Origin of the sequence: Saccharopolyspora erythraea (assembly GCF_018141105.1) — a bacterium.
GTDB lineage: Bacteria > Actinomycetota > Actinomycetes > Mycobacteriales > Pseudonocardiaceae > Saccharopolyspora_D > Saccharopolyspora_D erythraea_A.
This window is the reverse complement of record NZ_CP054839.1, coordinates 6,312,810-6,336,849: the sequence shown is the minus strand read 5'-3', so window position 1 is coordinate 6,336,849 and position 24,040 is coordinate 6,312,810. Positions and strand designations below refer to the sequence as shown.

Here is a 24,040-nt window from a genome sequence, read left to right as displayed (position 1 = left end):
TGTCGCTTTTTGAGTGATCAACATCCGGTACGTGCCGCCGCCCGGCATGGGTGAACCCGCGGATGAGGCCGATTGTGAGCAGGTCGTTGTAGGTCAGGACCGCAGTGGGGCGCCTGGCGTGCCAGTTCCGGCGCGGCCGCGAGCCCGCCGGCCATGGTGGGGACGACCAGGCCGTTTGCCAGGACGTGGTTGCCGGAGGTAATGGCGGAAGCAGGTGACGGCGGGGAGTTTGGTATGCGGTTGCCTGGGGTGTGCTTTCACCGTTCCACGCTGACGACGGTGCGGAATCCGGTGTTGCCGCTGGAGCTGTCCGGGGTGTTGGCGGTTCGGGCGGCGACGCGATAGCGGTTGCAGTAGGAGTCGTGGCAGAGGTAGGAGCCGCCGCGCATGGATCGGTTGTGCTCGCCTGGGTCGAACCAGTCGGCGCACCACTCCCACACGTTGCCGGAGACGTTGTGCAGCCCGAACTCGTTGGGCGGGAAGGCGTGGACGGGCGCGGTGCCGGCGTAGCCGTCGTCCTCGCTGTTGTGAGTGGGGAAGCGGCCCTGCCAGATGTTGCACCGGTGTTCGCCGTCCGGGGTCAGTTCGTCACCCCATGGGTAGCGGGCCTGGTCGAGCCCGCCGCGCGCCGCGTACTCCCATTCGGCCTCGGTGGGCAGACGGCGCTCGGCCCAGGTGCAGTAGGCGGCGGCGTCGTGCCACGAGACGTGCACGACGGGGTGGTCCCAGCGGCTCTCGATATCGCTCCCCGGCCCTTCCGGGCAGCGCCAGTACGCGCCCTGCACACCGCACCACCACGGTGCGCCCTGCGGCCGTGGCGAGTCACGCCGCAGCCGGCCCGGCAGGAACTTCGCGAACACGTAGCTCCAGCCGAAGCGTTCGGCGTCGGTGTGGTAGCCGGTGGCGTCGACGAAACGGGCGAAGCGGGCGTTGGACACGGCGTGCGCGTCGATTGCGAACGGCGCGACGGTGACCGGGCGCACCGGTCCCTCGCGGTCTTCGGGGAACCCGTCCGGATCGTCGGTGCCCATGCGGAAGGTGCCGCCGGGGAGCGTGACGAGGGGCGCCGGGTCGTGCCCGCGCCCGGGCCTCGTCGGACGAGACCCGGCGGCGCCTGCTCGCGCGGGCGGGCAGCAACCGGCCACCATGTACCTCCACTTTGGAAAGCGTTCACGCCTGTTGTTTTCGATCGTACCCACCGGGCAGAGGTCGGGAGATGTCCAGCGACACCACTTCCGCCTCGTCGACCACCACGGCGGCGAGCGGTCGGCTGGACCATCGAGGTCCGGCAGGCGTCGACAGCCCCGGCAAGTCTGCCGGGAGCTGATCCGGATGCCCAGGACGGCACGATGGGCGTCAACGCCTCGATCGATGGTCGCTACCGTGAATCTGCAGCGAGACCGGAGCGGTGTCGCTCATCCTGCGGGTTGATTGTCAGGCTTCGTCGTGTTCGAGGCTGGCGGCGCTGTGCTGCAGGAGGATGCGAGTCGCCTTCTCCGCGCGGTCGGCGTCGCGGTCGGCGATGGCATCGGCGATTCGGGCGTGGTGCTCGACCGTGGTGTGCCAGCCTTCCCGGGAGTGCGCAATGCGATCCCTCGCGCGGAGGCCGATCTCGACGATGAGCTCCATCTGTTCCAGGACCTCATTGTGCGCCGCGCGGAACAGAGCGCGGTGGAAGCGCAGGTCCGCGGCGATGACCTTGCCGCTCACGTGATCGGCCCCGCGGAACTGCTCGAGGGCGGCGGACAGCTCGCCCAGGTCGGCTTCGGTGTGGCGTTGCGCGGCGAGCCGCGCGGCGGTCGGTTCCAGGCTCTCCCGCACCTCGAGCAGGTCGTGCAGCAGCGTCATGTCGGTCTGCGTCTCGTACCGCCAGGTCAGGACGTCGCGGTCGAGGAGGTTCCACTCCTGTCGTTGCCGGACGAAGGTGCCGCGGCGAGGGCGGGCGTCGATGAGTCGCTTCTCGGCCAGGGCGCGCAGCGCCTCTCGTAGCACGGTGTGGCTGACGGCCAGCTCGTCGGCGAGTTCCGCCAAGTCGAGCGTGTGCCCCGGTGCGTAGTCGCCCCCCACGATCCGGCGCCCGAGGGTGTCGATCACGTGTCCGTGCAGGTTTCGGCCGGGTCTTGCCACGGGCCTGAAACTATCATAGTTTCAGCTGACCATATTATATGGTTAATTGGCCGAAGGAGTTCGATACCCGTGCCCCCACCGTTGTCCCGGCCCGGACGGTCCCGCACCGGCACCGTGCGTTGGAGGTTGCTCCCAGTCCTGCTCATCGGCATCACGATCGCCTGGATCGACAGGACGAACCTCGGCGTCGCGATGCCGTTCATGCAAGACGACTTGAGCCTGAGCCCTGAAGCCGTGGGCCTCGCGCTCGGTGTGTTCTCGTTCGTGCAGATCTTCTCGCAGCCCGTCGGTGGCTGGCTCGTCGACAAGGTGGGCGTGCGGCTGCTGTTCTCCTTGTCGGCTCTGTCGTGGTTCGTGTTGACCGCGGCCACCGCGCTTGTCCGCGGTGCGGCATCGCTCATCGGACTCCGCTTCCTGCTGGGCATTGGTGAGGGGCCGATGGCGCCTTCGGCGAACAAGTCCGTCGCCGAGTGGTTTCCGAAGCAGGAGCGCGCTTTCGCGATCAGCACCTACCAGGTCGGGTCGGAGTTCGGGCCCGCGATCACGCTCCCGATCGTCACCGGCCTCATCGCCGTGCTGGGCTGGCGCATGTCATTCGTGGTCACGGGTTTGTTCGGACTGTTCTGGGCGGTGTTCTGGTACCGCTTCTACCGTTCGCCACGGCAACATCCCACGATCAGCGAACGCGAGTTGCAGCACATCGAAGGGGGAGAGGCGCGAATCGCGGACGACGACACCGCGGTCCGCTGGCGCGATCTCTTCGGCTACCGCACGATCTGGGGCTTGATCCTGGTGATGTTCTGCCGCGGATCGGTGATGTACTTCTTCATCACCTGGTACCCGAGCTACCTCATCGAGGCGCGGGGGTTCAGCCTCCTGGAAGTCGGCTTGTACGGAGCGATTCCCGGACTGATGGCAGTGGTCGGTGATCTCGCGGGTGGCGCCCTTTCCGACCTGATGATGCGCCGCGGCGCCAGCCCGACGGTTTCCCGCAAGCTGCCCATCCTGATCGGGCTGCTGTTGGGAGGTGCGATCGCGCCGGCTGTCCTCGCTGACGACGCGATGACATCGCTGGTGCTGCTGGGCGTTTCCTCGACCGGTGTCGCGTTCGCTGCCGGGCCGCTCTACGCGATGATGATCGAGGTCGCTCCCAGCGCTCGCAACGTCGGGTCCGCCACGAGCCTGCTCAACTCGACCGGCGCCGTGGCCTCCGCCGTGGGCCCCGTGCTCGTCGGTGTCCTGCTCGGGGTCTCCGGTGGGTCCTACGTCGGTCCCCTGCTGATCGCGGCAGGCTTCATGGCACTCGGCGTCGTCTTCCTGTTCACCCTGGTAGGCAAGAACGAACGTCTCCCGCTCAGAAGTACGAGCACGACTGAAACGGAACCACAGCACTGATGGCCCAGCCCAACGTTCTCCTCGTGACGGTGGACCACTGGTTCGCCTCGCTCCTGCGCACCGCGGGACACCCGGCGGTCCGAACGCCCACTTTGGACGAGCTCGCCGACCTCGGCACGCGCTACACCAACGCCTACAGCGAGTCGCCCGTGTGCATCCCTGCCCGGCGTTCGATCATGACCGGAACACCACCGAGGACGCACGGAGATCGGCTCTTCCAGCCGACCTTGCCGATGCCGGAACTTCCCACAGCGGCGCAGGCCTTCCGCAACGGCGGTTACCAGACCTACGCAGTGGGCAAGCTCCACGTGTGGCCACAACGTGACCGCATCGGGTTCGACGACGTGCTGCTCGCGGAAGAGGGACGCAGCGAAGGTGGCAAGGCCGACGACTACGAGACCTTCCTCGCCGACCACGGGCACGCGGGACAGCAGTTCGGCCACGGCATGAGCAACAACCAGTACCACTGGCGTCCCTGGCACCTGCCGGAACGCTTCCACGTCACCAACTGGTGCACCCAGCAGATGGTGCGGACGATCCGGCGCAGGGACCCGAACCGCCCCTCGTTCTGGTACCTGTCCTACACCCATCCGCACCCGCCGCTGGCGCCCCTGCGTGACTACCTGGACATGTACGATCCGGCCGAGATCGACGAACCGGTCATCGGGGACTGGGCACGCGAGGACCTTCCCTACGCGCTCAGGGTTCGCAACTCAGTCGACAGACCACGTCGGTTCGGTGCGCGCGAGACCCGGGAGGCACGCCGCGCTTTCTACGCCCTGTGCACCCACATCGATCACCAGCTGCGGCTCGTCATCGGCACGCTCCGGGAGGAGGGCCTGCAGGACAGCACCGCCATCGTGTTCACCTCGGACCACGGCGACATGCTCGGAGACCACGACCTCTGGGCCAAGCGGGTTTTCTACGAGCGATCCGCGAACATTCCGATGATCGTCACCGGGCCGGCTCACGACGACAGGATCGCGGCCGGTGCGGTCGACGACCGCGTCGTTGGGCAGCAGGACATCATGCCGACCCTGCTCGACCTCGCCGGCGTCGCCATTCCGGACTCCGTGGAGGGCCGCTCGATGCTCGGCCCGCGACGCGCGGAACCGCTCTACTGCGAGTTCGGCGAAGGTGCGGAAGCCTCTCGCATGGTCACCGACGGGAGATCCAAGCTCATCTACTACCCGGCCGGTAATCGGGTGCAGCTGTTCGACACCGCGGCCGACCCGCAGGAACTGCACGACCTGTCAGCCGACCCGGCGCACGCGGCGACGCGTGATCGTCTCGTCGAGGCGCTGCGCGACCAGCTCTACGGTAGCGACCTCGCCTGGATCTCCGAGGGTGAGCTCGTCGGCGAACCTGAACCGCTACTGCGCCCGGTCCTCGACCGCGGCCTGAACCTCCAACGCGGAACGCGCTGAGACCCTTGGGGGCCAGGTCGGCTGAGACGGGTGCCGTCGGGTGTGAACCGGCGTCGACCGACGCCGGTTCACACCCGCGGAGGTACCGTCCTCAGGGCCCTGTCGTCAGCTCGGCCGAGCCGGCGATGTCGAGGACGGACGCGCCGACGTGCAACGTGAATGTGCCTGGTTCGTAGGCCCACCCGCCGTCCCAGTGCGCGAAAGCGCGTGCTGGGACGGCGATGGTGACCTCGGTGGCCTCGCTCGCGTCGAGGTGGACCACTTGGAATCCGACGAGCCAGCGCGCGGGCCGGTCGATCGTCGTGTCGGTGCGGGAGGCGTAGACCTGCACCACGTGCTTGCCCGGGCGGGAACCGGTGTTGGTGACGGTGGCGGTGACGGCACCGCCACCGTCACCGTCCGGTTCAGCCATCACGTCGCGGATCTCCCACGTCGTGTAGCCCAGGCCGAATCCGAACGGGTAGGCCGGTGCAGTCCCCTCCCGCAACCAGGCGCGGTACCCGATGTGGACGCCTTCGGCGTAGTGAACCTTGCCGTTGACGGGTGTCACGTCCAGCACGGGCACGTCGGTTTGGGCGGCCGGCCAGGTGGTGGGCAGGCGGCCTCCGGGCTCGCGCGCGCCGGTGAGGACGTCGCCGAGCGCGTTGCCGAATTCCTGGCCGCCAAACCAGGTCAGCAGTACCGCGGCCACGTCGTCCCGCCACGGGAGTTCGACCGGTGCTCCGGCGTTGACGACCACCACCGTGTTCGGGTTCGCAGCGGCCACTGCGCGCACGAGTTCGTCCTGGTGGCCGGGTAGCGCGAGTGAGGTGCGGTCATATCCCTCCGACTCGACCTTGGCGTTCGTTCCCACCACGACGACGGCCAGGTCCGCGCCGGTCGCGGTGGCGACGGCCTCGTCGATGAGCTGCTGCGGATCGGTCTCGGTGGGTTCGGTGCCGAACTGGTAGGTGAGCACCCCGTCGAGACCCGAGTCCTGGGCGACGTCGTAGGAGATCCGGATGTCCATCGGCCGCCCGGCGGTCGCCGCGACGGGCACGGACCGCGTGGGCGGGTCGAGGAACGCAGCACCGAGCTGATCGCCGGAGACCGCGACGGTCTCGTCGAGGACGAGTTCTCCGTCGATCCACATCCGCGAACGTCCCGCGGAGCCGATGCCGATCCGGACGGTCCCGGTGTCTTCAGGGGAGTAGGTCGTGGTGATCTCGAGGGTGTCGGCTTCGCGGGTCGGGGCGTCTCCGCCGAACCAGTACAGAGCGGTCGCCCGCCGTTCCTCGACGAACAGTTCCCGTCCGTCGCGCAGGAACGCGACACGCGCGCCGGGTTCGCCGGTGATCGGGTTGGTGATCGTGGCCAGTGGGAACTCGGCGATGCCCTGCTGCACGACGGCACCGATCGCGTGGTCGACCTCGGCGTCGGGGAACGCCGCCCGGATGCCGTCGAGCGGCGAAACCACGCGTTCGGGCACGACGGTGGCACTACCGCCGCCCTGGCTTCTGGCCTGGGCGGCGTTGTGCCCCAGCACGGCGATCCGCGACACCGTCGCCGACTCGGCCGGAAGCACGTGGTCGTTGCGGACCAGCACCATTCCCTCCGCTGCAGCCTCCCGGGCGAAGACGACTCCGTCTTCGCCGTGGCCGTGATCTGCTTGGGCGGGCTCGAAGTCCTCGAGCGCACCGACGCGCGCCGCCAGCGTCAGGATGCGGTGCACCTTGCGGTCGATCGCCGATACCGGCACGTCTCCGGCCTCGACGGCGGTGAGCAGTGCCGGGCCCCACGCGCCGTCCGGCCCCGGCATGGCGAGGTCCTGGGATGCCTCGCAGCGGCGACCGAGCGCACGCCGGTCCAGTCGGAGACCACGACGCCGTCGAACCCCCATTCCGAGTTGAGCGGTGTCTCGAGCAGCTCGTTCTCCGAGGCGGTGACGCCGTTGATCGCGTTGTAGGACGACATGACGGCCCAGGCGTGCGCCTCGGTGACGGCCTTCTCGAACGCCAGCAGGTAGACCTCGCGCAGTGCCCGGTCGGAGACCTCGGTGGACGCGGTGAAACGGTCGGTCTCGTAGTCGTTGGCGATGTAGTGCTTCGGCGTCGCGGCCACGCCCTTGTCCTGCACGCCCGTGACGTAGGAGGCCGCGAGGTCGGCGGTGAGCACCGGATCCTCGCTGAACGCTTCGAAGTGCCGACCTCCCAAGGGGGAGCGGTGCAGGTTGATGGTCGGCCCGAGCACCACGTCGACGCCCTTGCGTCGCGCTTCGACCGCGGCTGCCCCACCGTAGCGGTAGGCGACGGCGCGGTCCCACGACGCTGCGAGCGCTGTCGCGGAGGGCAGGTTGAGCGACGGGTCGCGTTCGTCCCAGACCTCGCCGCGGACGCCGGAGGGCCCATCGGACATCAGGACGCGGCGAAGTCCGATCCGTTCGATGGGCCAGGTCGTCCAGAAGTCCCGGCCGGTGAGCAGCCGCACCTTCTCCTCGAGGGTGAGCTGGTCAACGAGCGCGCCGATGCGTTCGGTCTCTGTGGTCGATGAAGTCATTCCTGATCCTCGGTTGGGCTTGCGAGATGGGCTGGAACTTCGACGTCGTCGCTGGCCAGGTGGCCGAGCCGGACCGCGCGAACCCAGGTGGGCCGGTCCTGCGGCGGTGGACGCTCCGGGGTGAGAAGGCGCCAGTACCGGCCGTCGGTGGGCGGGGCACCGATCACCTCGCCCGGGGAGCCAATCGCGGGTACTCCGGCTCCTTCACTCTCCGGCTGGTCCGAGGGCGGGTCGTCGGTCCAGACCACGACGGCGTCCTCGGCAGAGCTCACCGCGATCCCGCCGGTGGGGTCCCGTTCGACGAGCGGCGGTGGTGTTTTCTGCCAGACACCGCCCGGGCGCCACCTTTCGAGCAGTTCGTCCTCCGCGAGGAAACCGAGGTCGCCGTAGCGGGACTGCCAGTCCCGCAGCGCTTCCCGAAAGCGATGCAGGGTGCCAGCGGCTTGCGGGTCGTCGGCGAGGTTGTGCTCCTCGTACGGGTCCGCGATCAGGTCGTAGAGCTCTTCGACGGGCTTGGTCGGGGCGATGAGGCGGCGCTGCAACAGCGTGAGCGCCGAACGCGGCAGCCCCCGGGCGCGTTGCCCCGCCTCGACCGAGCCCATGCGCCGCATCTCCCGCCAGGTCCACAGCTGGTCCGGGTAGTCGCAGTGCTGCATGGGCGAGCGATCGGGGTGGTAGTGGCGGATGTAGCGGTAGCGGCGGTCGCGGACCGAGCGAGTCATGTCTTCGAGCTCGCCCATCCGGTCGCGTCCGGCGAAGACGTAGCCGTTGGTGTTCTTCTTCAACTCGCCGCGAGCATCGAGGAACGGGACCGCGTGCATGTGGTCCGGGACGTCGATCCCGCAGGCCGAGAGCATGCTCGGCGCGAGGTCCATCAGGTGAACGAGCGCGTCCGTGCTGGTTCCCGGTTCCAGGTGCCCGGGCCAGCGCATGATCAACGGTTCGTGCAGGCCCGAGTCGTTGGCCCATCGCTTGCCGCGCGGCATGCCGAGACCGTGGTCGCTCCAGAACACGACGATCGTGTTCTCCGCGAGCCCGTCTTCCTCGAGCTGAGCGAGGAGGGTGCCGACCCAGTGATCCATCTCGGTGATCAGGTCGTTGTAGCGCGCCCATGCCTTCCGGAACACCTCGGTGTCCGGGTAGTACGGCGGCAGCGGGGCCTTCGTCGGATCATGCCGGTCCTCGTCCCGGACGTGCCGGGTCCGTTCGGCGAACGCGTCGTCGTCGAGGTAGATCTGGGATTCGTGGGTGATCAGGCCGTGGAATGCCGCGAAGAACGGCGTGTCCGCGCTCGGGCGGTTACGCCAGTGCGCGGTGTCGCTGCAGTCGTCGAAAGCGCTCACCGGCACCGGTACCTGGAAGTCGGTGAACGAGTTGTTGGTGACGAAGTAGCCGGCTTCCCTGAAGTACTCGCTGAACAGCCGCACGCCGGGCGGGGGCACCGCCTTGGTCCGCATGTGCATGGTGCCGATCGCGGTGGGATGGCAGCCGGTCATGATCGCTGATCGGGAGGGTGCGCAGATCGGTGCGGCGGCGAAGGCGTTGTCGAACCGGACCCCTTCGGAAGCGAGGCGGTCGAGATGAGGTGTCACCGCGTATTCCGCACCTGGGTAGACCCCGGAGTAGGCGCCGATGTGCGGGTTGATGTCGTGCGTGGTGATCCAGAGAACGTTCGGCTTGGAGCTCATCGGCGCTTCCCGGTCAGCGCGTCGAGGCGTTGTGTGAGCTCCTTGAGGTCGGTGGCGGTGATGAGAGCTGAGGCGGCCAGGTCGAGCAGCGTGGCGCCTGACGGGATGGCGATGAGCTCCGTGGTCGTCAGGCCGGGGGTCAGTTCCTCGAACACGGGCCGGGCTCCGTCGATCGCGAGCAGCTCGAGCACCGGCGTCCGCAGCACCTGCGAGGTCTCCAGATCGTCCAGTGGTTCGGCGACGGCGGTCGCCCGTTCGGCCTGTGCCGCGACGAGCAGGTGTTGCTCACCCGGCTCGCTGTCGAAGGGGAGCCCGAGACGTTCGAACTGGCTGCGGGGAGCGTGCGAGTCGTGCATCCGCCGCGCGAGGAGCCGCATCATGCGCAACTCCAGTGCGTCGTCCCGCAACGGGTGCGCCTGGACGGGATCGTCCCGCAGATCGAACAGCAGGGTGCCGTGCTGCCACGGGTTCATCCACGTCGGCGCGGCCGGTATCCGCATGGCCCGGATGCCCTTGGTGAAGGGCAACGGGTCGCACGGTTGCCAGTCGGCCAGCTCCGCCACCGAGAACCGGGCCCGCATGTGCGTGGGCATGAGCGTGTACTCCTCGAGCGGGCTGTTGGACCGGTCCGCTGCAGCACGCATGTACACGTAACGTCCGTCGGTGACGTTGACGTGCCCGCCGTGGATTCCGAAAAGCGCGCTGTCGTGGCCGTTCTGGGTCGCGAGGTCGTGACCCTGCATGTCTTCGGTGGGTTCGAGCCCGAACCACCGGAGCACGGTCGGGGCGATGTCGATGGTCTGGGCGAGATCCGCACGGCTGCCGCCGCGGTCTCCGGTGCGCGGGTCCCACATGAACATCGGCAGGTGGACCAGCTCGTTGAACCAGGGCTGTACCGACTTGGCCCACCACCCGTGCTCGCCGAGCAGGAAACCGTGGTCGGTGTTGACGATCAGCAGTGTGTCGTCCCACAGGTCGTGCTCGTCCATCGCGTCGAGCACCCGGCCCAGGGAGCGGTCGCACATCGACACCAGGGCCGCGTACTCGCAACGGGCGTGGTCGACCTGCTGCCGGGCTTCCGTGACCTTGCGGTAGGCGGGCCAGTCGAACTCCGGCCCGTCGTAGTCGTGCGGATATCGGTCCTTGTAGTGCTGGTGGGTGAAGAAGGGTTCGTGCGGGTCGAACAGCTCGAGCTGCAGCAACCAGTTGTCGGCGGCGGCGTTGGTGTCGATGAACTCGACACCGGCGTCCACGGTGCGGGTTTGGGAGTGTTCGGCTTCGGTGGGCATGTGCGTCCGGTTGATCCGGTCCTGCCGTTGCATCCGCGCGATCTGCCCGTCGGCTTCGGAGGGATCAGCGACGTGTCCCTTCCACGGGTCGCCTTCCTGTCCGCGGAAGAACTCCCAGGTGGTGTAGCGGGTGTGGTATGTCGCCCCGCCGTCTTCCCAGTAGTGCGGGTGGTCCGAGGCCAGATGGGTGTGCACACCGGCATCGCGCAGCATCTGGGGCATCGAGTCGTCGAAGGGCTCCAGCGGCCCCCAGCTGCGGTGCAGGAAGTTGTACCTGCCGGTGTGCAACTCGCGCCGAGCCGGCATGCACGGCATCGAACCGGCGTAGAAGTTGTCGAACCTCGTGCTGCGCGCGGCGAGCCGGGCGAAGTTCGGGGCGTCGACGAAGGTGTCGGCGTACTGCTCGAGCATGTGCCGGTTGAGGCTGTCGAACATGAGGATGATCGCCTTCACCGCGACGCCCCCTCGGCGGCGCGGGCGCCCGGGACGCCGGCTGGTGTGGTCGCCCGGAGGTGCCCGGGCCCGCGGTGTTGCATCGAAGTGCTCCTAACTGGTCTGCGTGCTCGCGCGGTGGGCGAGTTCGGTCTGAACCGACTGGTGGTCGCAGGCGTAGGGGCGGTAGAGGAGCGTGATGAAGGCGGCGTTGACGATCATCACGATTCCGAGCAACCAGAAGAACGTCGCCTTCATGCCGATCGCTTCGGCCAGGTATCCGGCGCCCGCCGAGTAGATCGCCCAGGCGATCGCCTGGGCGATCGAGAGCAGCACGACGAATGCGGCACCGCGCAGTTCGGGAGGTGTCGTCGACATGACGATCGGCCGGTTGATCCCGGGGTTCACACCTTGCAGGAAGCCCAGAGCCGCGTAGATCACCGCGAAGACGACGATGTTTCCCCAGTTGACCTGCAGGGTCAGGGCAACCACTGCGAAGGCGAGCTGTGCGAGTTGCAGCAGCAGAACGCGCCCGGACCGGGGGCTGCGGCGGGAGACCCGGTCGGTGACCTCACCGCCGATCCACGTCCCGAGGAAGTACCCGATGCCCATGGGCATGAGCACGAGAGCGGCCACAGCATTGCTGTAGTGGTAGACGTCGACGAGGAAGACGACGCCGAAGGTGAGGATCAGCAGGTGTGAGGACAGCAGGCGCTGGACGACCATCAGCTGGAAGGTGCGGATCCGCATCAGGTCCTTGACCCGTGCCCAGGTGAGTTTCGACCGGGCGTCCCGCTGTGCCTGGTCCAGCCTGGCCAGCTGCGGTTCGGAGGCGCCGATTCCCGGGTCCTTCAAGAAGGCCAGCGTCAGCACGCCCATCACGATGTTGAGCACGCCGGAAACGAAGAAACCGTAGCGCCAACCGTCCTCGATCAGCGACAGCATTCCGATCAGCGGACCCATGACCACATTGGACAGCTGCAGGGCGCCGTAGAGATAGCCGGTGGCACGGCCGCGGGTCTTGTCGTCGAAGAGATCTCCGAGCAGGTCGTTGACGATCGGTTGGGCTCCCTGGAACCCGGCCGCCGTGATGGCGTAGAGGACGAGCAGCTGGGTGAAGTTCTGCGAGAAACCCGCCGCGATTCCCCAGGTTCCCCAGAGACCGCTGCAGATCACCAGGATGAGCTTGCGGTTGTACCGACGTGCAAGCCACATCCACACCGGACTGGTGACCATGCCGGTCAGCTGTCCGACCGCGACCAGCACGCCGAGTGCGGACGTCGGGATGGCCAGCGCGCTGCGCAGGACGGGGAAGAGTGTGGTGACGAGCTTGCTCTCATCATTGTCCACCACCAACGTGCCGGTCAGCAGCGCGAGGCCGCGCCAGCGGTGGCGGACTGGCGTGGCGGAGCCGACATCGGGCCTTCCGGGTGGGCGGGCGTCGTCGGTGGGGGTACCGGGCTGGGGCATCGTTGCCTCCTCGGCCACACTGCAGGGAATCTTTTGGAAATCAGCTCACTGATAGTCGAATGTGGACGATGGCAGGAGGCCTTCCGTTGGCGCTGAGCGCGCGGACGATCGCGTTCACCGGTGGCCGCTATCGGGCTGCGTGGCGGTCGCCTCGGACTCCAGCTCGGCGAGCACGCGTTCCAGCCAGTTGATCCACAGATCCATGCCCGCGGCGCCCTGCTCGTGGATGAGATCGCCCAACCGCTGGGCGAGCGCCTCGTCCACGCCGTCGATCGGCTGCATCGGACCGACGGATCGGTCCCGGTCGCGATACAGCGAGACTTCCGCCTTGCGGGTCTCGAGCTCGGTGCGCACCAGGCGGAGCAGGGCCGCGCGGTCGAGCGGGCCCCCGTAGTGGAACCGCACGAGGAATTCCGAGTCGGTGAACTTGCTGGGCGGCTCGTAGGGGCTCGCTACCCACTCCCGCAGCACCTGCTCCCCGATCTCGGTGAGCCGGTAGATCTTCGAGTCGGGACGCCCGTCGTTCGCCTGGACCTCGTAACAGACCCACCCCGAATCGACCATGCGGGACAGCAGCCGGTAGATCTGGCTCAAGTGCACCTTGGAGCGGATGAAACGTCCCTCTCGCTCCAGGTACTTGCCCAGCTCATAGCCGCTGAACGGTCGCCAGGACAGCAGGCCCAGGATCACGTGCTCGAACTTCATGCCACCCTCACGGACTCGATGTGTGAGTCGTCATATAAATGAAGAGTGTTATATGCCTGTGGCATGGAGCTGTCAACTCCTACCGAGCACGGATGCTGTGCCCCTTCCTGCGGGACGGCCCGGCTGCGACCAGGCCGAGTCCGATCGGCTCGGTTCCAATCAGGAGCTCCCCGCCATCCAGTCGCACCATTCGGTTGGAGGGCAGCGTGGAGTGGTCATGGCGAGCTTTCCGGCAAAGAGACTGGTCACAGGCCCAGGGCGAGTCGGTCGGACAGCGAACTCGGCGCGCAGACGAACATGTGGTCCGCTGCGGCGCGCTCGTCGTCATCGAGCAGCGAGTCACGGTGGTCCGGCTCGGCCCGCGAGGATCGTGGTCTCGCAGGTCCCACAGACGTCCATCCGGCACGAGGGCAGCACGTTCACCCCGGCGCGGTGATCGCGTCCAACATGGACTCGTCCGGCGCTACTTCCACCATCTGGACCGAGCGCCTGGACTCGAGCTGGAACGGCTGTGTGCGGTGGGCTTGTGATTCTCCTTGGGTACGAACCGCTCGGTGCGCAACTGCCCGGGCAGGTATTCCGAGTACTGGCGTTCTATCGCGGCGAGGAGTCCTTCGGTCAGCAGCAGATCTTCGTTGCGGAGCCCGCGGTCGGCAGCCACTTCGGCAGGTCGAGCGGGCCGTGCTCGTCCTGCGGTACCACGGTCACCTTGTCGCCGTAGGCGGCAGGCTTCGTGTCGTTCGGCCGAGATGCGACAGTCAGCGCCCTCAGCAGATCCCGGCCGACCTCGGCCCACTCGATCAGCTACACCGGGCCTACGGCGTCGAACGCGGCCTCGCCGTACTCGCCGGCTACGCGAGGTCAGCCACGTTCAAGGCCAGCGTGACCGCGCTGGCGAAGATCAGGAGTCGGCGGGCCGGCCGCAGGTGCGCCGGTGCTGCGCCGGCCAGGTCCAGTTGTCGAATGCCGAGGAGGAGTCCGAGGATCGAGAGGTCGCCGGCCGCCGCGACGAGACACCGTCAGGATTCCCGCCGGCTGCGCAGGGCGATCGCTTCCCGTCAGGTGATCGTCTACTCAACAGTTCGGAAAACACCGGGAAGGCGGGCATCAAACGATTGAGCTTTGTGCTCAAACGTTTGAGTACCTAGGTTCACGGGAGCTGACTCAATGGAGAGGGCTCCGCAGATGACCAATGTGCACGCCGCACAACAGCGCCAGGCGGTGCGCGCCTTCGGGTGGCGCGATCGCGTCGGCTACCTGTTCGGCGACCTCGGCAACGACTTCACCTTCATCTTCGCCTCGGCGTACCTGACCGTGTACTACACCAACGTCGCCGGGCTCAACGCCGCGCACGTGGGGACCGTCTTCCTGATCGCCAGGCTGATCGACGCGTTCACCGACGTCGGCTGGGGCCGCTTCCTCGACCGGCACGCTCCGAGTCGAGGCGGTCGTTTCCGGCCCTGGATCGCTCGGATGGCGATCCCCGTGGCGGTGGCGAGCACGTTCATGTACGCGCCGTTCATCGCCGACTGGGATTACCCGGTCAAGCTCGGCTATGCGGCGGTGACCTACCTCGTGTGGGGGTCGATCTTCTACACGACGACGAACATCTCCTACGGCTCGATGGTCTCGGTCATCAGCGAGGATCCGAGCCACCGAGCATCGCTGTCGGTGTTTCGCGGGTTCGGGGCCAACAGCGCCGGGCTGATCGTGTCCCTGGTGCCGCCGCTTCTCATCTACGGGATGGTCGACGGCAGGTCGCAGATCGTGCCGTTCCGGTTCTTCGCCACCGCGCTCGTGTTCTCGGCGTGCGCGGCGTTGTTCTACTTCCTGTGCCACGCCGGAGTGCGCGAGCGCGTCGAGGCACCGGAGCCGACCGAGCGACGCGGCTTCGGCCGTCTGCTTCGCGTCCTCGCCGGAAGCCGCCCGCTGCTCGTGGTGATCGCGTCGAACATCATCATCATGCTGGCGAGCTTGTTCCTGTCGACGATGGCCGCCTACCTGTGGCTCTACCACTTCAACAACGGCGCGATGTCCGGACCGTCGCAGCTGGCGATGTACGTGCCTGGTCTCCTCCTGGCACCCGTCGCCGCGCGCATCGCCTCTCGGTTCGGCAAGAAGGAAGTGCTCATCGCAGCGCTGCTCGGCGCAGCGGTCGTCTACCTCCTGCTTTTCGCGCTGCGGGTCACCGACCCGTGGGTCTTCGTCGCGCTGAACCTGCTGGCGGGCTTCGGGATCGGGTTCTACAACCTGCTGGTCTGGGCCGTCATCGCCGACGTCATCGACTCCGAGGAGATGCGCAGCGGTGACCGCGACGACGGGTCCATCTACTCGATCAACACCTGGGCTCGCAAGGTGGGCCAGGCCGTCTCCGGCGGCATCGGTGGCTACGCCCTGGCGTTCGTCGGGTTCCAGAGCGGCATGCCCGTCCAGAGCGACTCCACCGTCGAGGGGATCTACGCGCTCGCGACCCTGGTGCCCGGGGTGCTGTTCGCCGTTGCTGCTGCCGTGCTGATGCTGTTCCCGCTCAACCGGGCCCGCGTCGCCGCGCAGACCGCCGAGCTCGACGCCCGGCACGCCGCGCGAAAGCGGGAGGCATGATGCGTCCGACTCTGAAGGACATCGCCGAGCGCGCCGGCGTGTCGGTCTCGACGGTGTCCTACGCCCTCAACGACTCCTCGAAGGTGGTGCTGTCGGCCGAAACCCGGGCACGAGTGCGGCGCATCGCCAAGGAGCTCGGCTACATCCCCAACAGCGTCGCCCGGTCGCTGCGCTCCCGCTCCAGCAACATCGTCGGGATGCTGGTGACCAAACCTCTCACCAATCCGCGTTTCGCGGCGATCGTGCAGGGAGCAAGCGCCGCACTCGCCGAGGAGCGGATGCACCTCACCATCCTCTCCGATCCCTCCAGCGGGGCCTACCTCGCGGACTACCGCAGCGGCAGGCTCGACGGCATCGTGTTCGTCGGGCACGACGACGAAGCGGTACCGCATGCCTTTGCCGAAGCTTCACGGTTGGAGGGTCTGCCGTTCGTCGCGCTCGACTGCGGCCCAGCCGCGGACGGCGCTTCCTACTCCACAGTGGACTTCGACTACGCTCTTGGTGCGCGGCAGATGATCGAGCACGTCGCCGCCCGCGGTTTCCGCGTCGTGCTGCACGTCCAGCCGGAGGTCCCGTCGCGCGCCAACCGGCAGCGGGAACAGGCGGTGCTGCGCGCGCTCGCCGAGCACCCCTCGCTGTCCCTCGGGATCGTCTCGACCGGCCTGACCAGCGCGCGGTTGCGGGAGTTCGAAACATCCCCGCACGCCGACGACTACGCGCGCGAGGTCGCCGAGCGGGTCGGCGCCGCCATCGCGGCGACGCACGAGGAGTCGGACGCGGTCGCCGTGGTGTGCTCGTGGGGTGCGGACGTGGAAGCGGTGATGTCGACGGCCCAGGTGCGCGCCGATGGAATCTTCGTCGGCGCGATGGCGGGCGGAACGCCCTCGCCGCGGATCTGGCCCAACCTCGCTTACTCGCGCCTCCCCCTGGAACGGGCGGGAGCGCAGAGCGCACGGCTGCTGATGCAGGAAGTCCGCGGCGGTCCGCACGGACACCTCGTGCTCGAACCCGAGCTGGACGCCTCCTGACGGCGCGATGACCAACCAGAGAAAGCAGGAACCGATGGCACGCACGAACATCGTCTTCATCATGTCCGACGACCACGCGGCGCACGCGATCTCGGCCTACGGCAGTCACGTCAACAAGACCCCGCACCTGGACCGGATCGCCGATGAGGGCATGCGGATGGACGCGACGTACTGCACCAACGCGATCTGCAGTCCCTCCCGCGCGACGATCCTCACCGGCACCTACAGCCACATCAACGGAGTCTCGTCCATCTGGACCGAAATGGACTACCGGGTACCGACGTTCGTCGAAGCTTTGCGGGACCATGGTTACGCCACAGCGCTGTTCGGCAAGTGGCACCTCGGCGAACACGGGACCTCGCTGCCGCGCGGGTTCGACGACTGGAGGATCTTCCCCGGGCAAGGCGACTACGTCCACCCCGAGATGATCGACGCCGATGGCGCCTCGACGGCGCCGGGCTACGCCACCGACATCGTCACCGACCAGGCCATCGACTGGATCGACAACCGCGGCCAGGACAAGCCCTTCTGCCTGATGGTGCACCACAAGGCACCGCACCGGCCGTGGGTCCCGGACGAGAAGCACCGGCACCTCTACGCCGACGGCGCCATCCCCGAGCCCGAGACGTTCTTCGACGACCACGCCACCCGCAGCAAGGCCGTGCGCGGGGTGCACATGACCATCGCCGACGACCTGGGCGCCGACGACCTCAAGTCTGACGTCCCCGAACACCTGCGCGGTCCGGAGAACCGCGAGGCGCGGATGCGCTGGAAATACCAGATCTACATGCGCGACTACCTGCAGTGCATCCAGTCCATCGACGACAACGTCGGACGCCTGCTCAACCACCTCGACGACACCGGACTCGCCGCGAACACGCTCGTTGTCTACACCTCCGACCAGGGCTTCTTCCTGGGGGACCACGGCTGGTTCGACAAACGGCTGATGTTCGACCAGTCGCTGCAGATGCCGATGCTCATCCGCTGGCCCGCGCAGATCGCCGCAGGAAGCCGGTGCGAGCAGATCATCACCAACGCCGACTTCGCGCCGACGTTCCTGGACGCCTGTGGCCTCGACGCCGCAGATGTGCTGCCTGCGGCGCAGGGCCGTAGCTTCCTCCCGCTGCTGCGCGGCGAACAGGTCACCGACTGGCCGGACGCCGTCTACTACCGGTACTGGGAGCACGACGATCCCATCCACAGCGCCCCCGCCCACTACGGCATCCGCACCGCCGACCACAAGCTCATCCACTACTACGGCGCCGGAATGGGCGTGCCCGGCGCCTCGGAGCGGATCTCCGAACCCGAGTGGGAGCTCTACGACCTCCGCGACGACCCGGCCGAGCTGAACAACCTCGCCGAGGATCCCGCGCACGCCGAGATCCGCCGCGATCTGGAGGCGAAACTGGCCGAATACCAGGGGCACTACGCCGATGAGCCCTACACCGGGCCAGGCACGCCGCAGCCGCAGTGGGGCCCGCACGACGCCGACATGCTGGCCAGGGTGGAGAAGTACGTCGCAGGTATCCGTGCGACGAACTGACGTTCAACAGAGGGGAGAACAGCGCATGACTGCCATCGATGACCACCTCGACGACCTCGTCGGCAAGCTCGGGCTGGAGGACAAGGTCCGGTTGTTGACGGGCCGCGACTTCTGGACGACGTGGCCGATCGAGGAGATCGGGTTGCGGCGGATGGTCGTCTCGGACGGTCCGAGCGGGGTGCGTGGTGAGGTGTGGGACGAGCGATCACCGTCGCTGAACCTGCCGTCGGCGACCTCGTTGTCATCGGCGTGGGACACCGGCATCGCTGCGCGTTACGGCGCGATCGCCGCCGTCGAAGCTCGCCGCAAGGGGGTGGACGTGGTGCTGGGGCCGACGATCAACCTGCACCGCTCTCCGCTGGGCGGCAGGCATTTCGAGGCGTTCAGCGAGGACCCGCTGCTGACCGCCCGGCTCGCTGCGGCCTACGTGCGGGGGTTGCAGGACAACGGTGTGGGGGCCACGCCTAAGCACTACGTGGCCAACGACTTCGAGACCGACCGGTTCACCGTCGACGTGCGGTTGAGCGAACGCGCCTTGCGGGAGGTCTACCTGCGGGCGTTCGAGGACGCCGTGGTGCAGGAGCGGGCGTGGCTGGTGATGAGCGCCTACAACTCGATCAACGGTGCCACGGCGACCGAGAACGAGCTGCTGGAGACACCGCTGAACAGCGAGTGGGGATTCGACGGTGTGGTGATCGGCGACTGGACGGCTGTGCGCAGTGTGGAGAGCGCGAAGCACTCGCAGGATCTGGTGATGCCGGGCCCGGACGGGCCGTGGGGTGAGGCGCTGGTCGAGGCGGTCCGCGGCGGGGTCATCGACGAAGCCGTCGTCGATCGCAAGGTGCGCCGCATCCTGCACCTGGCGGCTCGGGTCGGTGCGCTGGAGGGCTTCGAACCGGTCCGGCCGGCGCGTTCGGAGGACGGGGTCGCCTTCGCCCGGGAGGCCGCGGCGGAGGGCTCCGTCCTGCTGGCCAACGACGGCATCCTGCCGCTGGCGGACCCCGCTCGCATCGCGGTGATCGGCCACAACGCGCTGCACGCCCGAACCCAGGGCGGCGGGAGCGCCACCGTGCTCCCCGACAGGGTCGTGTCCCCGCTGGAAGGCATGCGGGCGGCGTTCCCGGGCGCCGAGGTATCCTACTCACTGGGCGCGATCGTGCAGGAAGGGCTGGCCGAGCTCGACCGCGACGCGATGCGCAACCCCGTCACCGGCGAGCCCGGGGCGCGAGTCGAGATGCTCGACGCCGAGGGCGCACTGCTGTTCACCGAGGATCGGCTGGCCAGCGGTCTGGTCTACTTCGGCGGGGACGCGCCCATCGGCGAGCTGGCGACCTTGGTCTTCGAAACCGACTACACGCCGACCGAATCCGGCCCGCAGCGCATCGGCTTCGCGTCGGTGGGCACCGGGCGCGTCCTCGTCGACGGCGGGCTGCTCACCGAGCAGACCGCGCAGGCCGTCGGGACCGACCTCGGCGCAGCCTTCCTGTCGCCGCCAGCGGTGTCGGCACCGGTGCATTTCCGCTCCGGGCGCAGCGTGCGGCTGCGCGTGGAGTTCAGCCCGCAGCGGATGGGCGGTGGCCTGAGCAACGCCTTGAGCATCACCATCGGCACCGAACCGGCGGACGTGGACGCCGACGAGCTCATCGCTGAGGCCTCCCGCGCCGCCGCCGAGGCCGATGTCGCGGTGGTCGTGGTGGGCACGAACTCCCGCGTCGAATCGGAAGGCTACGACCGGGCCGACCTGAACCTGCCCGGACGCCAGGACGACCTGGTGCGCGCGGTGCTGGCGGCGAACCCGCGCACGGTCGTGCTGGTCAACTCAGGTGCTCCGGTTCTGCTGCCGTGGCGGGAGCAGGCCGCGGCGATCGTGCTCAACTACTTCGCGGGCCAGGAGTACGGCGCGGCCGTCGGTGACCTCCTCACCGGTGCCCGCGAGCCCGGCGGCAGGCTGCCCACCACGTGGCCGGCCGCGATCGACGACGTCCCGGTTCTCGACGTGACTCCTGTCGACGGGGCGCTCGCCTACGACGAGGACGTCCACATCGGCTACCGCGCCTGGCTGCGCGCCGGGACGACACCGGCCTACCCGTTCGGTCACGGGCTCGGATACACGACCTGGAGCCTGACCGATGTGACCACGACTCCGATCACCGACGGCGTCGCCACGGTCGAACTGACCGCGCGCAACACCGGCAACCGAGCTGGCAAGCACGTCGTGCAGGTCTACGCCTCCCGACCCGACTCCGCCATCGACCGCCCCGCCCGCTGGCTCGTCGGCTTCGCCACCGTCCGCGCCCAAGCCGGAGAAGCCGTGGAGGTGCGCGTCCCGGTGCATGAGCGCGACCTCGCCTACTGGGACGACGGCTGGCAGCACGAACCGGGCGAGTATACCCTGCACATCGGATCGAGCGCCCTCGACATCTCCGCTACCACCTCGCTGCGGGCCTGATACGCGAAATCACGAACCGCGCTGCGCCAGGTCTGTCTCGACGTCCTGTGCGGCAACCATGCGCTCGGGGTAGTCGCAGGCGTGATCTGGTTTTCTCGATCGGCGGCGCCCCGAGGCGATCAGCCTCGGGGCGCTGTTGTACTCCGGGCTACTTGGGCCGACTACAGAGATTGAATGATCAAGATTAGGGCGGCTCCGGTTCGAGGGTGAGGCCGGTTTGGGCGAGGAACCCGGTGAGCAGGTGGGGCCGGTACTGGATGCGTTTGTTGTCCAGCATTGCCACACGTGGACCTCAGATGCACAGTTGAGTAGAACGCCTCTTGGCCTGGCAGATGCCAGTGACGTGATCTCAGCGAGTTCTATGGGATTCGGCCGTGTTCGTGGTGGGTGAGGACGAGTGCGGCTTTGACGATGTCGCCGATGCGGCGTGGGCTGGTGGCGCAGTGATCGCCGGCGGCCGGTCAGGAGTGCGAAGCCGCGTTCGCCGAGGCAGCGCAGGCCGCGGAGCAGGCTGTTGTAGGTGCGGTTACCGGGGTCGAGGGCCTGGTCGCTGGTGGGTTGTTTGACTGGGGTGTGCACGCCGATTCCGGCGCTGTCGTAGCCGCCGTCGGCCAGTGCCGGGAGGTCGAGTTGGGAGGTTGCCCAGTACAACGCGCCGAGGACGTGCGTGCGAGCGGCGGTGATGTCGTGCACCGAGCCGGGCTCGACGTCGGAGACCCAGAGCGGGAATCCGTCCGGTTCCAGCAGGCCCTGGATGTTGCCGCCGGGCTGGTGGGCCTTGCCGGAATATTGGGTGTGGATGGGTTTTCCCTTTACGCTGGTGGTTTTCTCGCCCAGCCGGTCGCTGGTGAACAGCTTGCCGTCGAGGATCACATACGGTGTCCCGTCGGTATGGGCCCGGTCCAGGACTTCGTGCAGGTCCGGCGCCTGGGCGGCCAGGATCTCGATGACCTCGGCCAGGTACCGGTAGCCGGTCGCGCGGGAGATGCCGTGATCGCGGGCCAGAGCGGTGACGTCGCGGTGCTCTCGGAACCACCGCAGCCCGAGTACGGCCTGCCAGAAACACGTCAGCGCCCGGGCCTGCTTCCGTGTTCCGCGCCGACGACGTTCAGCGCGCACCAGGCTGGAGACGTAGAGGGCGAGTTCACGAGGGACATCGAGGATGGCACGATAGACGATCACGTGGAGTCTTCGGCATGGAGTTGATCTTTGGCGAGTCTCTTCTACCAAGGACTCCACGCCCTGACTTCACCCGGATCCCCCGCGCTGCCAACCAGATCCGCCACCCACGCGAAAACTCAGCCCGACGCTACTGAGATCACCTCACTGGCACGTAGACGACCATTATGCGGCTGCGGTCGACCATTGTGACCGGCTTCTGTCAGTGGCCACTCCGATACGGACTGAACATCAAAGAAAATATCGGATGCTCTCTTAGTCGACCCTAATCACCAGGCGTCCGCGGATCTGTCCCGACACGATTTTTTCCGCTAGCTGGGGAACCTCGTCCAGGTTTCCGTAGCTTGTGGTGGAGTCCAGCTTTGCTAAAGGTAGGTCCCTGGCAAGGCGTTGCCACGCGTGTTCTCTCAAGGGTAGTGGGCACTGTACGGCGTCAATGCCTAGCAACTGCACTCCGCGGATGATGAGCGGCATTACCGAGAGCGGCAGGTCGGTGCCACCAACGTGACCACAAGCTGCTACCGCGCCAGCGTAGTGGGTTTGTTTGACTGCGGTAGCCAGTGTGGTGCCGCCAACGGTGTCCACGACGGCGATCCAGCGTCGCGAATCAAGTAGTCGTCCGGAGTCTGTGGCAAGTTCGCTCCGGTCGATAAAGGCTGCCGCACCGAGTTCTTTCAGGTAGCCCCGTGTTTCTGGTCGGCCGGTTGAGGCAGTGACGCTGTACCCCAGCTCGGCGAGAAGCGCAACGGCTACGCTACCGACCCCGCCGGCGGCACCCGTGACCAGTACCTCACCGCCCTGCTCGGGACTCAGCCCGGCCCTTTCCAGAGCGAGCACACACAACATCGCCGTCAGCCCGGCGGTACCGATTGCCATGGTCTGCGACAATTCAAGCGAGGCCGGTTTGCGCACCAGCCATTCACCAGGTACTCGTTGGCGCTCGGCATACCCGCCGGGATGGAGCTCTGATAGGCCGAATCCGGTCGCAATCACCTCGTCGCCTGGCTGCCACTCCTGCGATTGCGACGATTCCACTACGCCAGCTAGATCGACCCCGCAAACCATTGGGAACCGCCGCACGATCTTGCCTTTGCCGAGGACAGCGAGCCCGTCCTTGTAGTTGAGAGTCGAGTACCTCACCTTGATCGTGACGTCGCCCTCGGGCAGGTCGGCCTCGGAGAGCCTTTGAAATCGTGCGGGACCGTCGTCCACCCGGACTAGGGCCTGTTTCATAAGTCGATCAAGGTTTGAGATGATCTTGTCTTGTGGGGCGTGGTGATCTGACCAATGACCAGTGGGCGAAGCTGGAGCCCTTGCTGCCCAAGGGAAAGAAGTCCGGGCGTCCGCCGAAGCATACGAAACGCCAGCTCATCGACGGGGTTCGGTACCGGGTCCGGACTGGGGTGCCGTGGCGGGATCTGCCGGAGCGCTACGGCCCATGGGAGACGGTGTATGGGCTGTTCCGGCGGTGGCAGCGGGATGGCACGTGGAAGCGGATTCTGACCGCGCTGCAGACCGATGCGGACGCTGCGGGCCTGATCACCTGGGATGTCAGCGTGGACTCCACCGTGGCCCGTGCACACCAGCACGCGGCCGGTGCCCGTCAAAAGGGGATCTCCAGAAGGAGCCCCCGGGCGGTGTCGAGTTCGAACCAGCCGATCACGGGCTGGGGCGCTCCCGCGGAGGATTGACGACCAAGACTCACCTGGCGGTCGAGCAGGGGCAAAAGCCCATGTCAATCGTGATCACAGCTGGCCAGCGGGGTGACTCGCCCCAGTTTCAGGTGGTGCTCGACCGTATCCGAGTGCCCCGGCGTGATCGCGGTCGGCCGCGCTGCCGCCCGGATCGGGTGCTCGGCGACAAGGCCTACGGGTCCCGCGCCAACCGCGCCTACCTGCGCAGACGCGGTATCCGCTGCACCATCCCGGACAAGGCGGACCAGATCCGCCACCGCAAGAAGAAGGGCTCCCGAGGAGGACGACCACCCGCATTCGACGAGGAGATCTACAAGCAGCGGCACGCCGTCGAGTGCGGGATCAACCGTCTCAAACGGAACCGAGCCGTCGCCACCAGATACGACAAGCTCGCCGTCCGCTACGAAGCCACCGTCACCATCGCAGCGATCAACGAGTGGCTGCCATGACTTTCGAAACAGGCCCTAGGGCTTTGTGA

General features: G+C 67.5%; 16 protein-coding genes and 1 pseudogene. 7 read left to right on the top strand and 10 right to left on the bottom strand.

The annotated features are described in order from the left end of the window. Positions 1-257 precede the first annotated feature (257 nt). Both HUO13_RS28275 and HUO13_RS28270 read right to left on the bottom strand, forming a co-directional pair. The gene (locus HUO13_RS28275) at positions 258-1,031 is read right to left on the bottom strand and encodes a formylglycine-generating enzyme family protein (protein WP_249124134.1); all 774 of its coding nucleotides are present in this window, start codon (positions 1,029-1,031) and stop codon (positions 258-260) included. A gap of 403 nt (positions 1,032-1,434) precedes the next feature. Beyond that, positions 1,435-2,127: a FadR/GntR family transcriptional regulator gene (locus tag HUO13_RS28270; protein WP_211898033.1), complete on the bottom strand. Its 693-nt coding sequence runs from the start codon at positions 2,125-2,127 to the stop codon at positions 1,435-1,437. Between HUO13_RS28270 and HUO13_RS28265 the strand changes: the two genes are divergently transcribed. Both HUO13_RS28265 and HUO13_RS28260 read left to right on the top strand, forming a co-directional pair. After that, positions 2,041-3,522 carry an MFS transporter gene (locus tag HUO13_RS28265; protein WP_349253340.1) on the top strand — a complete coding sequence of 494 codons (1,482 nt, stop codon included), beginning with the start codon at positions 2,041-2,043 and terminating at the stop codon, positions 3,520-3,522. The genes HUO13_RS28270 and HUO13_RS28265 overlap by 87 nt on opposite strands. After that, positions 3,522-4,949 carry a sulfatase-like hydrolase/transferase gene (locus HUO13_RS28260; RefSeq protein ID WP_282974913.1) on the top strand — a complete coding sequence of 476 codons (1,428 nt, stop codon included), beginning with the start codon at positions 3,522-3,524 and terminating at the stop codon, positions 4,947-4,949. Before HUO13_RS28265 ends, HUO13_RS28260 begins: the two co-directional genes overlap by 1 nt. A 91-nt stretch (positions 4,950-5,040) precedes the next feature. Here HUO13_RS28260 and HUO13_RS28255 read toward each other — a convergent pair whose 3' ends face one another. The 6 genes from HUO13_RS28255 to HUO13_RS28235 form a co-directional block, all read right to left on the bottom strand. After that, complete coding sequence (locus HUO13_RS28255) at positions 5,041-6,747, bottom strand: glycoside hydrolase family 3 C-terminal domain-containing protein (RefSeq protein WP_249124133.1); 1,707 nt, start codon at positions 6,745-6,747, stop codon at positions 5,041-5,043. Continuing rightward, a complete protein-coding gene (locus HUO13_RS37800) occupies positions 6,645-7,484 on the bottom strand; it encodes a glycoside hydrolase family 3 protein (protein ID WP_249124132.1) in 840 nt (279 codons plus the stop codon). The genes HUO13_RS28255 and HUO13_RS37800 overlap by 103 nt, the downstream gene beginning before the upstream one ends. Then, positions 7,481-9,172, bottom strand: a complete 1,692-nt coding sequence (locus tag HUO13_RS28250; RefSeq protein WP_211898030.1) for a sulfatase family protein — start codon at positions 9,170-9,172, stop codon at positions 7,481-7,483. Before HUO13_RS28250 ends, HUO13_RS37800 begins: the two co-directional genes overlap by 4 nt. After that, positions 9,169-10,914, bottom strand: coding sequence for a sulfatase (locus HUO13_RS28245; RefSeq protein WP_211898029.1), 1,746 nt, complete (start codon positions 10,912-10,914; stop codon positions 9,169-9,171). The genes HUO13_RS28250 and HUO13_RS28245 overlap by 4 nt, the downstream gene beginning before the upstream one ends. Before the next feature lie 93 nt (positions 10,915-11,007). Next, complete coding sequence (locus HUO13_RS28240) at positions 11,008-12,363, bottom strand: MFS transporter (protein ID WP_211898028.1); 1,356 nt, start codon at positions 12,361-12,363, stop codon at positions 11,008-11,010. Between the two features lie 114 nt (positions 12,364-12,477). After that, the gene (locus HUO13_RS28235) at positions 12,478-13,068 is read right to left on the bottom strand and encodes a PadR family transcriptional regulator (protein WP_211898027.1); all 591 of its coding nucleotides are present in this window, start codon (positions 13,066-13,068) and stop codon (positions 12,478-12,480) included. A 1,185-nt stretch (positions 13,069-14,253) separates the two neighbouring features. Here HUO13_RS28235 and HUO13_RS28230 point away from each other — a divergent pair. From HUO13_RS28230 to HUO13_RS28215, 4 genes are read left to right on the top strand one after another with little or no spacing between them, the layout of a single operon-like run. Further along, positions 14,254-15,669 (top strand): MFS transporter, encoded by a 1,416-nt coding sequence (locus HUO13_RS28230; RefSeq protein WP_211898026.1) that lies wholly within the window; start codon positions 14,254-14,256, stop codon positions 15,667-15,669. Next, positions 15,666-16,697, top strand: a complete 1,032-nt coding sequence (locus HUO13_RS28225; RefSeq protein ID WP_211898025.1) for a LacI family DNA-binding transcriptional regulator — start codon at positions 15,666-15,668, stop codon at positions 16,695-16,697. Before HUO13_RS28230 ends, HUO13_RS28225 begins: the two co-directional genes overlap by 4 nt. Positions 16,698-16,731: 34 nt before the next feature. After that, positions 16,732-18,240 (top strand): sulfatase family protein, encoded by a 1,509-nt coding sequence (locus tag HUO13_RS28220; protein WP_211898024.1) that lies wholly within the window; start codon positions 16,732-16,734, stop codon positions 18,238-18,240. Positions 18,241-18,265: 25 nt separating this feature from the next. Further along, positions 18,266-20,689, top strand: a complete 2,424-nt coding sequence (locus HUO13_RS28215; RefSeq protein WP_211898023.1) for a beta-glucosidase family protein — start codon at positions 18,266-18,268, stop codon at positions 20,687-20,689. A gap of 359 nt (positions 20,690-21,048) precedes the next feature. On the opposite strand, the pseudogene HUO13_RS28210 reads toward HUO13_RS28215, so the two are convergent. After that, positions 21,049-21,871: pseudogene (locus HUO13_RS28210) on the bottom strand (transposase family protein). A gap of 252 nt (positions 21,872-22,123) precedes the next feature. Then, positions 22,124-23,080 carry an MDR family oxidoreductase gene (locus tag HUO13_RS28205; protein ID WP_249124131.1) on the bottom strand — a complete coding sequence of 319 codons (957 nt, stop codon included), beginning with the start codon at positions 23,078-23,080 and terminating at the stop codon, positions 22,124-22,126. A gap of 53 nt (positions 23,081-23,133) precedes the next feature. Here HUO13_RS28205 and HUO13_RS28200 point away from each other — a divergent pair. Then, positions 23,134-24,011, top strand: a protein-coding gene (locus HUO13_RS28200) for an IS5 family transposase (protein ID WP_211896822.1) whose coding sequence is annotated in 2 segments (ribosomal slippage) — positions 23,134-23,472 and positions 23,475-24,011 — 876 coding nt in all. Because the reading frame shifts where the segments join, the coding sequence is not laid out codon by codon here. Positions 24,012-24,040 lie beyond the last annotated feature (29 nt).

Bases quoted from the DNA above. Each gene is read 5' to 3' on its own strand.
- HUO13_RS28275 (WP_249124134.1), bottom strand. From the start codon at position 1,031: ATGGGCACCGACGATCCGGACGGGTTCCCCGAAGACCGCGAGGGACCG.
- HUO13_RS28225 (WP_211898025.1), top strand. From the start codon at position 15,666: ATGATGCGTCCGACTCTGAAGGACATCGCCGAGCGCGCCGGCGTGTCG.
- HUO13_RS28215 (WP_211898023.1), top strand. From the start codon at position 18,266: ATGACTGCCATCGATGACCACCTCGACGACCTCGTCGGCAAGCTCGGG.
- HUO13_RS28240 (WP_211898028.1), bottom strand. From the start codon at position 12,363: ATGCCCCAGCCCGGTACCCCCACCGACGACGCCCGCCCACCCGGAAGG.
- HUO13_RS28250 (WP_211898030.1), bottom strand. From the start codon at position 9,172: ATGAGCTCCAAGCCGAACGTTCTCTGGATCACCACGCACGACATCAAC.
- HUO13_RS28235 (WP_211898027.1), bottom strand. From the start codon at position 13,068: ATGAAGTTCGAGCACGTGATCCTGGGCCTGCTGTCCTGGCGACCGTTC.
- HUO13_RS28220 (WP_211898024.1), top strand. From the start codon at position 16,732: ATGGCACGCACGAACATCGTCTTCATCATGTCCGACGACCACGCGGCG.
- HUO13_RS28260 (WP_282974913.1), top strand. From the start codon at position 3,522: ATGGCCCAGCCCAACGTTCTCCTCGTGACGGTGGACCACTGGTTCGCC.
- HUO13_RS37800 (WP_249124132.1), bottom strand. From the start codon at position 7,484: ATGACTTCATCGACCACAGAGACCGAACGCATCGGCGCGCTCGTTGAC.
- HUO13_RS28230 (WP_211898026.1), top strand. From the start codon at position 14,254: ATGACCAATGTGCACGCCGCACAACAGCGCCAGGCGGTGCGCGCCTTC.
- HUO13_RS28255 (WP_249124133.1), bottom strand. From the start codon at position 6,747: ATGCCGGGGCCGGACGGCGCGTGGGGCCCGGCACTGCTCACCGCCGTC.